At 71.6% G+C, this 12,211-nt stretch carries 14 protein-coding genes; 7 read left to right on the top strand and 7 right to left on the bottom strand.

Annotated features, from left to right (window positions below):
* Nucleotides 1-179: 179 nt before the first annotated feature.
* Nucleotides 180-1,481 (top strand): M18 family aminopeptidase, encoded by a 1,302-nt coding sequence (locus ACEYYH_RS15790; RefSeq protein ID WP_374975273.1) that lies wholly within the window; start codon nt 180-182, stop codon nt 1,479-1,481.
* On the opposite strand, the gene ACEYYH_RS15785 is transcribed toward ACEYYH_RS15790, so the two are convergent.
* Complete coding sequence (locus ACEYYH_RS15785) at nt 1,466-3,115, bottom strand: FAD-dependent oxidoreductase (protein ID WP_374975272.1); 1,650 nt, start codon at nt 3,113-3,115, stop codon at nt 1,466-1,468. The genes ACEYYH_RS15790 and ACEYYH_RS15785 overlap by 16 nt on opposite strands.
* Before the next feature lie 152 nt (nt 3,116-3,267).
* Between ACEYYH_RS15785 and ACEYYH_RS15780 the strand changes: the two genes are divergently transcribed.
* The gene (locus ACEYYH_RS15780; RefSeq protein WP_374975271.1) at nt 3,268-4,005 is read left to right on the top strand and encodes an NUDIX hydrolase; all 738 of its coding nucleotides are present in this window, start codon (nt 3,268-3,270) and stop codon (nt 4,003-4,005) included.
* A gap of 11 nt (nt 4,006-4,016) precedes the next feature.
* Here ACEYYH_RS15780 and ACEYYH_RS15775 read toward each other — a convergent pair whose 3' ends face one another.
* Nucleotides 4,017-4,592 carry a DUF2510 domain-containing protein gene (locus tag ACEYYH_RS15775; protein ID WP_374975270.1) on the bottom strand — a complete coding sequence of 192 codons (576 nt, stop codon included), beginning with the start codon at nt 4,590-4,592 and terminating at the stop codon, nt 4,017-4,019.
* A gap of 73 nt (nt 4,593-4,665) precedes the next feature.
* Between ACEYYH_RS15775 and ACEYYH_RS15770 the strand changes: the two genes are divergently transcribed.
* Nucleotides 4,666-5,067: a PPOX class F420-dependent oxidoreductase gene (locus ACEYYH_RS15770; RefSeq protein ID WP_374975269.1), complete on the top strand. Its 402-nt coding sequence runs from the start codon at nt 4,666-4,668 to the stop codon at nt 5,065-5,067.
* A gap of 68 nt (nt 5,068-5,135) precedes the next feature.
* Here ACEYYH_RS15770 and ACEYYH_RS15765 read toward each other — a convergent pair whose 3' ends face one another.
* Nucleotides 5,136-6,011: an SDR family oxidoreductase gene (locus ACEYYH_RS15765; protein ID WP_374975268.1), complete on the bottom strand. Its 876-nt coding sequence runs from the start codon at nt 6,009-6,011 to the stop codon at nt 5,136-5,138.
* A 112-nt stretch (nt 6,012-6,123) separates the two neighbouring features.
* On the opposite strand from ACEYYH_RS15765, the gene ACEYYH_RS15760 reads away from it, so the two are divergent.
* The 4 genes from ACEYYH_RS15760 (at nt 6,124) to ACEYYH_RS15745 (ending at nt 9,560) form a co-directional block, all read left to right on the top strand.
* Nucleotides 6,124-6,483 (top strand): winged helix-turn-helix transcriptional regulator, encoded by a 360-nt coding sequence (locus ACEYYH_RS15760; protein ID WP_374978243.1) that lies wholly within the window; start codon nt 6,124-6,126, stop codon nt 6,481-6,483.
* A gap of 37 nt (nt 6,484-6,520) precedes the next feature.
* Nucleotides 6,521-7,753 carry a glycosyltransferase gene (locus ACEYYH_RS15755; RefSeq protein WP_374975267.1) on the top strand — a complete coding sequence of 411 codons (1,233 nt, stop codon included), beginning with the start codon at nt 6,521-6,523 and terminating at the stop codon, nt 7,751-7,753.
* Between the two features lie 95 nt (nt 7,754-7,848).
* Nucleotides 7,849-8,475, top strand: a complete 627-nt coding sequence (locus ACEYYH_RS15750) for a dihydrofolate reductase family protein (RefSeq protein ID WP_374975266.1) — start codon at nt 7,849-7,851, stop codon at nt 8,473-8,475.
* A complete protein-coding gene (locus ACEYYH_RS15745; RefSeq protein ID WP_374975265.1) occupies nt 8,472-9,560 on the top strand; it encodes a DNA glycosylase AlkZ-like family protein in 1,089 nt (362 codons plus the stop codon). The genes ACEYYH_RS15750 and ACEYYH_RS15745 overlap by 4 nt, the downstream gene beginning before the upstream one ends.
* Before the next feature lie 39 nt (nt 9,561-9,599).
* Here the strand turns inward: ACEYYH_RS15745 and ACEYYH_RS15740 are convergent, their stop codons facing one another.
* The 4 genes from ACEYYH_RS15740 to ACEYYH_RS15725 form a co-directional block, all read right to left on the bottom strand.
* Nucleotides 9,600-9,935, bottom strand: a complete 336-nt coding sequence (locus ACEYYH_RS15740) for a cupin domain-containing protein (protein ID WP_116196053.1) — start codon at nt 9,933-9,935, stop codon at nt 9,600-9,602.
* A 135-nt stretch (nt 9,936-10,070) separates the two neighbouring features.
* Nucleotides 10,071-11,012 (bottom strand): helix-turn-helix domain-containing protein, encoded by a 942-nt coding sequence (locus ACEYYH_RS15735; RefSeq protein WP_374975264.1) that lies wholly within the window; start codon nt 11,010-11,012, stop codon nt 10,071-10,073.
* A 150-nt stretch (nt 11,013-11,162) separates the two neighbouring features.
* Nucleotides 11,163-11,777 carry a TetR/AcrR family transcriptional regulator gene (locus ACEYYH_RS15730; protein WP_374975263.1) on the bottom strand — a complete coding sequence of 205 codons (615 nt, stop codon included), beginning with the start codon at nt 11,775-11,777 and terminating at the stop codon, nt 11,163-11,165.
* A 66-nt stretch (nt 11,778-11,843) separates the two neighbouring features.
* The gene (locus ACEYYH_RS15725; protein WP_116196055.1) at nt 11,844-12,200 is read right to left on the bottom strand and encodes an SPW repeat protein; all 357 of its coding nucleotides are present in this window, start codon (nt 12,198-12,200) and stop codon (nt 11,844-11,846) included.
* Between the last annotated feature and the right edge of the window lie 11 nt (nt 12,201-12,211).

Genomic DNA, 12,211 nt, shown 5'->3' with positions numbered 1-12,211 from the left:
GTCCCCGAGTCTCCCGGGCGTTTCTGGACGCTTCCGGTGCGTTACCTGAACGTTACATGTGAGCCGAAAGTCCGAAAAGGCCAGATCAAGGGCTCGGATCCCGCCGTGCGGGGCCTCCTGGGAAGGTCCTCCGAACTACGATCGAACCACCCACCGGCCGTTCCTCAGGAGGCTCACCCGTGCCCTCGTCCACCGCTCCCACCCGCCCCGCGGCCCTCGCTCACGCCGACGATCTCGCCGCGTTCGTGGCGGCGTCGCCGTCGAGCTTCCACGCGGCCGCCGAGGTCGCGAGTCGCCTCGAGAACGCGGGGTTCGTCCGGCTCGACGAGGCGGCCGGATGGCCGGCCCCGGCCGGAGGGAAGTACGTGGTGGTGCGCGACGGCGCGGCGATCGCGTGGGTCGTGCCGCCGAACGCGACGGCGTCCACGGGCGTGCGCATCTTCGGCGCGCACAGCGACTCGCCGGGGTTCAAGCTCAAGCCGAAGCCGACGACCGGCAAGCTCGGGTGGCTCCAGGCTGGGGTCGAGATCTACGGCGGCCCCCTCCTCAACTCGTGGCTCGACCGTGAACTGCGGCTCGCGGGTCGCCTCGTGCTCGACGACGGCACCAGCGTGCTGGCCGCGTCCGGCCCGCTGCTGCGGCTGCCGCAGCTCGCGATCCACCTCGACCGCGAGGTCAACGACCACCTCGCCCTCGACAAGCAGTCGCAGACGCAGCCGGTGTGGGGTCTCGGCGAAGCGGAGTCCGCCGACATTCTCGGCGAGCTCGCGCGCGAGGCGGGCGTCGACGCGGCGCACATCCGCGGCTATGACATCGTGACCGCCGACTCCGCGCGGGGCGCGACCTTCGGGCGCGACGACGTGTTCTTCGCCTCCGGCCGCCTCGACGACCTCGCGTCGGTGCACGCGGGCGTGGTCGCGCTGGAGCGCGCGGCCGACGGTCACGATGCCGACCACATCGCGATGCTCGCCGTCTTCGACCACGAGGAGGTCGGCTCGGGCACCCGGTCGGGCGCGGCCGGTCCCTTCCTCGCCGACGTGCTCGAGCGGCTGTGGCTGTCGCTCGGCGCCGATCGCGAGCAGCAGCTGCGTGCGCTCGCCGCGTCCTGGTGCGTGTCGAGCGACGTGGGCCACTCGGTGCACCCCAACTACGCCGACAAGCACGACCCCGTCGTGCAGCCGTTGCTGGGCTCGGGCCCGATCCTCAAGATCAACGCCAACCAGCGCTACGCGACGGATGCCGCGGGCGCCGCGGCCTGGAACGGCTGGTGCGCCGCGGCCGGGGTGACGAGCCAGGAGTTCGTCTCGAACAACTCCGTGCCGTGCGGCTCGACGATCGGCCCGATCACGGCCACACGCCTCGGCATCCGCACCGTGGACGTCGGCATCCCGATCCTCTCCATGCACTCGGCGCGCGAGCTCGCCGGCGTGAGCGACCTGTGGGACCTCGCCCGCGTCGCGGAGACCTACTTCCGAGGCTGAGAGGTGCGCGGCGCCGCCGATTCGAGCGCGAGGTACTGGTGCGCGAACGCGATCGCGGCGCCGCCCTCGCCGACCCCCGCGACGACGCGCTTCACCGAACCCGACCGCACGTCCCCGATCGCGAAGACGCCGGGCACGGTCGTCTCGAGGGCGAACGGGCGGCGCGCCTCGCGCCACGCGCCCGACTCGGCCGCATCCGCTCCGGTGAGCACGAACCCCCGGGCGTCGCGGGCGATCTCGGCCGGCAGCCACGCGGTCTCGGCGTCCGCCCCGATCATGACGAAGAGCACGTCGACGTCGCGCTCTGCGACGGCGTCCGTGCGCCGGTCCGCGATGTCGGCGGAACGGAGCGCATCGGCGCCGTGCAGTCCGACCACCTCGGTGCGCGTCTCGACGCGGATGGCCGGGATCGCCGCGATCTGGTCGATGAGGTAGCGCGACATGCTCGCCTCGAGCGACTCGCCGCGCACGAGCATCGTGACCGATCGTGCGTGCCGGCTGAAGAACAGTGCCGCCTGCCCGGCCGAGTTCCCGGCGCCGACGATGCAGACATCGGCACCCTGCGCCACCGCCGAGTCGCTGCGCGCGGCCCCGTAGTAGACGCCACTGCCGAGGAACCGGTCGACGCCCGCGACCGGGAGCGTTCGCCACACCACGCCCATCGCGAGGATGACGACCGCGGCGCGCACGACGTCGCCGCCGTCGAGCGTCAGCTCGCGCGTCTCGGGGTCCAGCGCCTCGACCGTACGCGTGACGACGATCTCGGCGCCGAGCCGCTTGGCCTGTGTGAAGGCCCGTCTCGCGAGGTCGTCGCCCGAGATGCCGAAAGGGAAGCCCGTGTAATTCTCGATCCGCGTCGAGGTGCCCGCCTGGCCGCCGGGTGCGAAGGTCTCGACGACGAGCGTCCGCAGACCCTCGGCGGCGGCGTTCACGGCGGCGGTGAGACCGGCAGGGCCGGCACCCAGGATCACGACGTCGTAGTGACCTGCCGCGGGCGTCACATCGAGCCCGACCGCCTCGGCGATCTCCCGCATCGTCGGATTCTCGAACCGCGCGCCGTTCGCGAGCTCCAGCACCAGGTACGGGGCGGCGTCGGCAGCGGCATCCACGTCCACGCGCTCGAAGTCGACCTGGTTGCGCGTGAGGAACCCGATCACGCGATGCGCGCGGGCGCTGCGCCGTGGATGGATGAGCCGCACCCCATACTCGTGCTGCTCGGCGGCAATGGTCTGCAGCGAGTCCAGGTAACGCCGTGCGAGCCCCGCGACCCGGTCGGGCACCGACGGAGCGGCCGCGGCCAGGGAGTAGTAGACCGCGGGCTCGAGTTTGAGCACGCGCGTCGGCTCCCCGGCACGGCCGCTCGCCGGAAACGGCGTGCTGAGGGTCATCGGGACCTCGCCGAAGAACTGGCCCGGCCGACGCGTGCCGATCACGCGCTCTTCGGCGCCCACCACTTTCGTGATCTCGGCCAGCCCTTCGACCACGACGAACAGGGCCCGGGCATCGCCCTCGTGCGCGAAGTACTCGCCTGTCACGAGCCGGATGTCCTCGACCGCGCCGGCGAGGTAGGCGAGGGCCGAGTCGGGCACCTCGGCGAAGACGTGCAGCGCCCGAAGGCCTTCGACGGTGATCATGCGGCTCCCCAGCAGCGCAGGCACACGGGGCGTCGTGCGCCCGATGGCGCCGGTGCGCCACGGGGCGAACGTAGCGGCAGGGCCGAGCGGCGGTCAACCGACGGTTGTCTCAGCAGCGACCGAGTGGCGTCGATGCGGCGTAGCCTGAACGGATGCCGCAGCCGTCGACTCCGCAGACCGGCGAGGCGCGTCCCGGTCATGCCCTCGGTGCGCGTGCCCAGCTCGCCGCGCTCGCCGACGCGTCCGCGACCGGGGCCAGCGCGCTGCTCGATCTGCCCTCACCGGCCGATCCGCGCCCGGCTGCGGTGCTCATGCTCTTCGGGGTGCTCGACACGCTCCCCAGCGACCACGACGCGCAGGCCCACGCGGTGTCGCGCGACCTCGACGTCCTGCTCCTGTCGCGTGCGACGACGTTGCGCGCGCACCCGGGCCAGGTCGCCTTTCCCGGCGGCCGTATCGATCCGGGCGACGACGGCCCCGTGGCCGCGGCGCTGCGCGAGGCACGTGAGGAGACCGGCCTCGACCCCGCCGGTGTCGAGGTGCTCGGCGAGCTCGTCGACATCCCCCTCGCCTTCTCGCAGCACGTCGTGACTCCGGTGCTGGCGTGGTGGCGGCATCCGTCACCGGTCCGCGTCGTCGACGAGGCGGAGTCCGCCGACGTCTTCCGTGCGCCCGTCGCCGATCTGCTGAACCCGGGGAACCGGGGCGTCACGGTGATCCGCCGCGGCGGCCAGGAGTGGCGGGGCCCGGGATTCCTGGTGCGGCATGCGACCGGCGAGCACCTGGTGTGGGGGTTCACCGGCATGGTGCTCGACGCGCTGTTCGACCGCCTCGGCTGGACCGAGCCGTGGGACGAGGAGCATGAGCTGCCGCTCGCGCTGCCTGACTGATGAGACCCGCGTCAGCGGTAGCGGTAGTGGTCCGCGCTGCTGTTGACCCAGGTGATGAAGCGGCGTGCCTCGCTGTCGCGCGGCGCAGCGAACGGCACGACCCACACCTGCGATCCCGCGATGACCAGGTGGGGTGCGGCGCGGTTGATCGCCCGGTTGAGGTTGCGCGGGGTGATGGCGCCGGCCGGCCCGAACATCCGTCGTTCGGTCGCCGCCTTCGTGAACTCCGGCCGCCTGAGCAGCGCATCTCCCGAGTCCGCGGATGCCGCGACCTCGCTCACCGGCTGGCTCAGGTCGCCGAAGTGGATCCACCGGCCGTCGATCACGACCCCCGCGAAGTCCTGCTGCTGGCCGCTGTAGCGCACCTCGCTCGTCCAGCGCCGGCCGTCCCACCAGCGCGTGCGGCCGCGCTGGTCGTCGTACCAGCCGGCCTGTGCGGGACCGGATGCTGTGGGCCCGGCATCCGTCCGCAGCGCGGTGTCACGCTCGCGCAGGTCGATGTACTGGTCGGTCCAGTGCGTGCCGTCCCACCAGCGCTGCTTGCCGGAGCCGTCGTCGTACCACCCCGGTGCGGGCTGCGTCGCCATGGTCCGAGCGTAGTTCGTGACGCGGGTTTCGGGGATCGACCCTCACCCGCCCGCGCCACGGCAGACTGGAGCCATGCCTCACGTCGACGACATCGTCCCCGCTGACCGCCGCCATCTGCTCGATCTCCCGGTGTACGCGCACCTCGGGACCATCCGGCCGAATGACACCGTGCAGGTCAACCCGATGTGGTTCGAGTTCGACGGCGAGCACGTCCGGTTCACCCACACGAACTACCGGCAGAAGTATCGCAACCTGCAGCACAACCCGTCGATGTCGCTGTCGATCCTCGACCCCGACTCGCCGTTCCGCTATCTCGAGGTCGCGGGCAAGCTCGTCGACGTCGTCCCGGATCCCGAGGGCGCCTTCTACGTGCGGCTGCAGAACCGCTACGGCAACCCGAGCTCCACGCCGCCGCGCGACAAGGAAGACCGCGTGGTCCTCGTCATGTCGATCGACCGCGCGACCCGGCAGTAGGGCTCAGAGGCGGGAGCGGGACGGATGCTGCGGCTCGCAGCATCCGTCCCCCTCTGTCCTTCATGCGGTCAGGCGTTGACCCGCGACGCCTCCACGGCGGCGCGAAGGCCATCGACGACGGGCGTGGTCCGGCGGCCCAGCAGGCGCGCGAGCGTCGGGTCGGCGTCGGCGAGCACGCCGCGAGCGATCCCGGCCTCCATCTCGGCGACGAAGCCGACGGTGCCGGCATCGAGCCCTGCCTCGGCGAGGGCCGCCTCGAGCTGCTCGCGAGAGACCGGCACATAGGCGACCTCGCGGCCGAGCACCTCAGCGGCCGCCGCCGCGAGGTCGGCGTACGACACGGTGGTGTCGCCCGACAGCTCGTACGTGCGGCCCACGTGGCCGTCCTCGGTGAGCACGACGGCCGCGGCCTCGGCGTAGTCGGCGCGGCTCGCGGCGGCAACGGTGGCGTCGTCGACCGAAGCAGCGATCACGCCGGTCTCGGCGGCACGCAGCACGTCGGGCGTGTAGTTCTCGGTGTACCAGTTGTTGCGCAGCACCACCGCGGGGACGCCGCTGGCGGCCAGGTACTCCTCGGTCGCCTTGTGCTCGGGCGCGAGCACGAAGTCGACCGAGTCGGCGTGCGCGAGGCTCGTGTAGACCACCTTCGCGATGCCGGCCTCCTTCGCCGCCTCGATGACGTTCACGTGGCCCTCGTAACGGCGGCCGGGCTCGGACCCCGAGATGAGAAGCACGGTGTCGATGCCCTCGAGCGCGGCGGCGACGGACGCGGGCTCGTTGTAGTCGAGCGGGACGACACGGATGCCGCGCTCCACGAGATCCGCGACCTTCGCGGTCGTGCGCGCGCCGGCGACGATGTCGCGCGGGGCGACGCCGCGGTCGAGGAGGGCGTCGATGACGAGGTGGCCGAGCTGTCCGCCGGCGGCGGTCACGAGGATGGTCATGGGGGTCCTTTCGGTGGGGAGGCGCGGCGCGCACTCACCGGACGCCAACGTGCTCGGCGTCTGCATACATTCCAGCCGGAGGGTACCCACTTTGAAGTAAGGTACACACGTGATGGTGAGTATTGCGGAAATCCGGGCAGAGATTCCCGGCGTCTTCGACGAGGCCTGCCCGACGCGGGTGGTCCTCGACCACGTCATGAGCAAGTGGGGCGTGCTGGTGCTCATCGCGCTCACCGAGGGCACGATCCGGTGGGGCGAACTGCGCCGCACCGTCGAGGGCATCAGCGAGAAGATGCTCGCATCGACCCTGCGCACGCTCGAGAAGGACGGCTTCGTCGCCCGCACGGCGTACCCCGAGGTGCCGCCGCGGGTCGAGTACTCCCTGACGCCGCTCGGTGACGAGCTGATGGAGCGCATGATGCCGTTGATGGCATGGATCGGCGTCCACGCCGGCGACATCGTCGAGCGCTGACGCGCGCGCGGTCCGACCCGCCTGCCAGGATGACGGCATGGCGACCGTGCTCTTCTGCCCTGTGACATTCAACCTCGCCGAGGTGACGCGCATGATCGAGGTGGCGCGCGCCCTCGATCCGGCGCATCGACCGGTGTTCATGGGGTACGAGCCGGACTTCGTGGATCTCATCACCGACGCCGGGTTCGACTACCGCTCGACCGAGCCTTCGATGAGCGCTGCGCAGCGCGAGCAGCTGATGAAGTTCGACCAGGGCAAGACGCTGCACAGCCCCCTCACCGACGCCCTGGTCTCCGCCCGGGTCGACGCCGAGCGCGCCCTGATCCGGGAGATGGATGCTGCGGCCGTCGTGATCGGCTCGAACGTGACGTCGATGATCTCGGCGCGGGCGGAGAGGGTTCCGTTGTTCTACGCGGTGCCGTTCGCGCTCACCCGCCCTCAGGTGGCGCAGACCGCGCGGCTGGGGATGGTGCGGGGGAGCGGTCGCGTCGCCCACGCGCTCGACCGGGTGGCGACCAGCCTGCTGCGCCTGGCCTACAACCGCCTGCCGCTCGCACCCCGCGCGTTCGGCCGGGTCGCGAAGGCGAACGGCGTTCCGCCGCTCAGAACGGTGGTGTCGCTGCTCGAGGCCGACCACAACCTCCTCACGGTGATGCCGTGGGAGCTCGAGGGCTACACGCTCCCCACCGCCTACCAGCGGGTCGGGCCGATCTTCGCCCACATCGACGCGCCGATGCCGCCCATCGTGGCCGAGCTCGCGGAGCGCCCCGAGCCGCTCGTCTACCTCGGGCTCGGCTCGTCGGCGAACCGGGAGATGGTGCTCGCGGCCGTATCGCAGCTCGGCACGCTTCCCGTGAACGTGATCGCGCCGGTGCAGCACTATCTGCGGGACGACGACGCTCTGCCTCCGAACGTCCACGAGACGGGGCTCCTGCCGGCGCACCGCCTCGGAGGGCTCGTCGACGCGGCGGTGCTCCACGGCGGGCAGGGAACGGTGCAGACGGCCTGCGCTGCCGGCATCCCGTTCGTGGGCATGGGGCTCCAGCCCGAGCAGGTCTGGAACGTCGACCAGTGCGTCAGGCAGGGCAACGCGCTTGCGCTGACGCCGAAGCAAGCGGGCACGCCCGCGCTCGCGGACGCCGTCCGGCGGCTGCTGGCGGACGAGGGGATGCGGGCCGCGGCCGAGCGCGTGCGCGCCGCCTTTGCGAACGAGGACGGGGCCGCAGCATCCGCTCGCGTCATCGAGAAGGCCATCGCGACGCGGGCCTGACCGCCCACCGGGGGCGAGAAGGGGCTGTCGGGCTGTCTGCGCATCGGGCTAGCGTGGGGGCGACCCTGACGCTGACGTCCCATCCGGAGGTTCGCATGCCCGCCGTCGTCGCCACGATGTCGCTCTCCCTCGACGGGATCGGCGCCGGAGTCGCTCAGACCGAGGAGCGCCCGTTCGGCGAAGTGCCCGAGAACGCGCTGCACCGCTGGATGTTCGAAACGCCCGACGAGAACCGCGCCGAGATCGACGCGATCGTCGACGCCGGCGCGTTCATCATGGGCCGCAACATGTTCGGCCCGGTGCGGGGCGAATGGGACCGCGACTGGCGGGGGTGGTGGGGGCCGAACCCGCCGTATCACGCCCCGGTCTTCGTCCTCACCCATTACCCTCGGGAGTCCGTCGAGATGGAGGGCGGAACCATCTTCCACTTCGTGACCGATGGCATCCACGCGGCCCTCGATCGGGCGCGCGAGGCAGCCGGCACGCGCGACGTCCATGTGGCCGGGGGCGTGTCGACCACGAACTCCTTTCTGGCAGCGGGCCTGATCGACGAGCTGATGCTGCAGATCTCGCCGAGCATCGTCGGCACCGGGCTGCGCCTGCTCGACGGGATCGGTCCGGTCCGGCTCGAGCAGATCTCGGGCCGGTCGACGTCGCTGGTCACGCACGTGCGGTATCGGGTGCTCCCCGGAGGCTTCGCCGAGTCCGCGGACCCGGCGTGACGGCGCATCGGCTCACGCGCGACGAGGCGCGGCGCATCGTGGTGCGCGCGCAACTCCTCGACGCGGAGCGGCCGGGCGACGTCGTCGAGGTCGCCGAGCAGCTCGGCTACATCAAGATCGACCCGACCGCGACGATCGCGCCATGCGAGCACACTGTGCTGTGGTCGCGGATCGGCTGGTCCTACGAGCCCGGCCAGTTGCGCAAGGTCGTCGAGGACGACCGGCTGCTCTTCGAGTTCGACGGCGCGTTCCGGCCGATGAGCCTGCTGCCGCTGATGCTGCCCGCCATGCGCCGATGGCCGCAGCGCGAGAGCAGCCGGCAGTGGCTCGAGGCGAACGCCGGCTTCCGTGCCGACGTGCTCGCGCGGCTGCGCGCAGAGGGACCGTTGCTCGCGAGCGACATCCCCGACACCGCGCAGGTGAGCCGCGCCCCTGATGGGTGGTCGGGCACCAACCAGGTGCCCCACATGCTGGACTTCCTGATGCGACAGGGCGACGTCGCCGTCGCCGGTCGCGAGGGTCGGCACCGCCGATGGGATCTCGCCGAGCGCGTGTACCCGCAGGACCTGCCCCAGTACGCCGGCGATGAGGCCGCCGCGCTCCTCGCGGCTCGGCGCCTCCAGTCCGCCGGCCTCACGAAGCCGCACTGGTACTGGAGCGGTGTGGCGAAAGACACCGGCGAACCCGCGGTCGTCGAGGGGAGCACCACGAAGTATCGCGTCGATCCCGAGGCGCTGGCCGCCCTCGACGAGGAGGACGCCGGCGGTCGCGTGGCTTTCCTGAACCCGTACGACAGCCTGCTCTTCGACCGCAAGCGCCTTGAGGAGGTGTTCGAGTTCACCTACGTGCTCGAGCAGTTCAAGCCGAAGGCGCAGCGGCGGTACGGCTTCTTCGCGCACCCGATCCTCGTGGGCGACCGCTTCGTCGGGATGCTGGATGCCGAGGTCGACCGCGACCGCGAGGTCCTCCGGGTCAACGCCCTGCACGAGTTCGTGCCGTTCGAGCCCGAGGAGTCCGAGATGGTCCGCGCCGAGATCGCCGAACTCGCCGACTGGCTCGGCGTATCGGTCACGGGACTCGCCTGAACGTGCCCGAGCCTGCCGGATCGAGCGATCGCCGCAGGGTCAGGGCACGCGGTTCGAGACCGTCAGCAGAACGACGGAGTCTTCGAGGGCGGCGAGGCTGTGGCGCTGCGGCGGGACCGTGAGGTGGTCGCCGGATGCCCCGTCCCACGCGTCGTCGCCGGCGATGAGCCGCACGCGCCCACGCAGCACCTGCAGTGTGGCCTCGTGCGGGCTCTCGTGCTCGGCGAGCTCATGCCCGGCCCGCAGCGCGATGACGGTCTCGCGCAGGGCGTGCTCATGCCCGCCGCGGATGGTGCGCGCGGCGCGGCCGCTCGACGCATCGCGGGCCTTCGCCGTCAGGTCATCGATCAGATCGGCCAGATCCGTGCTGTCCATCCGCGTCGCCTCCATCGCCTCGACAGGCCGGAGTCTACCCGCGCGGGTCGCCAGGGAGACAGGGCTCGGTGCGCATCGCGTTCAGCCGAGCATCGCGGATCGCTCCGCGCACGCACCGCACCGGAAACGAACGGCTCAGTCGCCGCGGCGGGTGCGGCTCGGCGACCGCCCGTACGCTTCGCGGTAGTGGCGCGCGAATCGGGACGCGCTGGCGAACCCCCACCGCTGTGAGATCTCGGAGACGGTGGCGCCCGTGCCCTGCTGCAGTTCGGCGTGCGCTCCGGCGAGCCGCTGCTGTCGCAGGTACTCCGTGGGCGTCTGGTCGAGTGCACGCCGGAATGCGTACTGCAGCCCACGGGGGGAGATGTCGGCGGCGCGTGCGACGTCGTCGATCGTGACCGCCTCGTGCGCGTGCCGTTCCATGTACGCGATCGCGCGGCGCACGGTCCTGGGCGCCGCGGTGCGCTGCGCCGATCGCTCGAGGGCGGCCACGAAGGCCGGGGAGAAGGCGGCGAGCGTGGTGTGCAGCGCGTGCCGGCGCAACTCCGCCTCGATGATCGCGGACCCGGGTCCGGGAGCAAAGAGAGTGCCGGCGACGTGCTGGAAGACGCGCTCCCAGTGCGCAGCCTGGTCGCGGTGGACCGGAGACGACCGGACGGCCGCCGACCGGAGTGAGAACCGGTCGTCGCCGGTCATGCGACGGGCCTCGTCCTGTGCCGCCGTACGGTCGAACACGAAGGCGCGGACGTCGGCCTGCTGCTCCCAGCGCGCGGACGTCGGTCCGTCCAACGCCAGCCATGGCAGGCCGGCGTTCAGGTCGCCGCGGGGCGTCCCCACCCAGGCGCCGCGCGACGCGACCCGGCAGGCCATCAGCTGGTCGTCGGGTTCGATGGCGGACTGCACCGTCGCGGCCAGCCGGTAGGAGACGACGGAGAAGCCGGACATCGCCGCGGACGTCCACGAGAACCCGAACGTGCGGGGATCGACCTTCTGCAATGAGGCCGACGGCACGAATCGTCGCCACGTCTCCTCGACGTCGCCGACGTCGCGTGACGCGAGCGTCAGCAGCTCGCCCAAGGATCCTCCCCTGATCGCGTGCGCAGGCGAGTGCCCGCGTCGTGCGCAGGCGAGTGCGCGGCGGTCTGGATACTCTATCCCGCGATGTCACCGACGAAGATCGCCGGTGGGATCATCGGCATCGCGGTGATCGGCTGCTGCCGCGCTCGCTCAGGCAGCCGGTTCGCGCAGGCCCGCCGAGATCAGGTCCGCGAGGGCAGGCAGGTCTGCCGAGTCGGTGGGTTCCGCCACCACGTCTTCGGTGCCCGCGCGGGCGGGCTCATCGCCACCGACGTGGTCGAGGAGCGCCGGCGTAGTGATGATCGCGACCCAGGCCGCGGCCGCGGTGCGCACCCGGCGCGCTGCGATCGGGTGGAGGATGCTCGCGCCGAGCACGCGTTCGACCGTGGCCTGCAGTTGTGCGCGGTAGTCGTGCAGCTTCTCGCGCACCTCGGGGTGCGTGCGCTGCTCGCGCCACACGATGACGCGCCGCACCGCCGACTCCGCCTGCAGCGCGCGCAGCCGGCCGGTCACGTTCAGCAGCGTCTGGGCAGGATCGCCGCGCGCGATCAACCCGGATGTGTCGATGGGATCGAGGTCCAGGCGCTCACCCACCAGCGCGCGCAGCAGATCGGTCTTGGTGGGGAAGTAGTAGAAGAGCAGGCCCTTCGGCACACCTGCGAGGTCGGCGATCGCCATCGTCGGCGTCGCGTCGAAGCCGCGCTCCGCGAAGAGGCGTTCGGCGGCATCGAGGATGAGCGTGCGGCTCTCGCGATTGCGGGTCATGTCGGGTCCTGGAGAAAAGCGGCGGGGGCGTCGGTCTGATCCGGCGCCCCCGTCTCGGCTCGCGAATCAGTGCGGGAGGGTCTGATCGTGCATGTGCATGGCAGGTCTCACGGCGAGCGCCGCGACGATCACCGCGACCGCTCCGCCGATCCAGCTGACCCAGGCAGCGCCGGATTGCATGTCCGCGTAGCCGCCGAGCCACGGAGCGACGAACAGCAGCGCGCCCAGCGCCAGCTGGACGTACTCCATCGCCACCATCCCCGGCATCGCGAGGTTCGCGACGCCCGCGGCGATCAGCAGGACACCGACGATCACCATCCAGGTCATCGAGGCGCCCATCTGCGGCAAGGCGAACGCGCACACCGCGGCGACGAGGCCGACACCGACAGCGACCCAGTCCTCCCAGCGAGTCCACTTCTTCATTCGGATCTCCT

The sequence above is a fragment of the Microbacterium trichothecenolyticum genome, assembly GCF_041938625.1.
Taxonomy (GTDB): Bacteria; Actinomycetota; Actinomycetes; order Actinomycetales; family Microbacteriaceae; genus Microbacterium; species Microbacterium trichothecenolyticum_D.
This window is presented reverse-complemented; position numbering and strand designations above follow the sequence as displayed.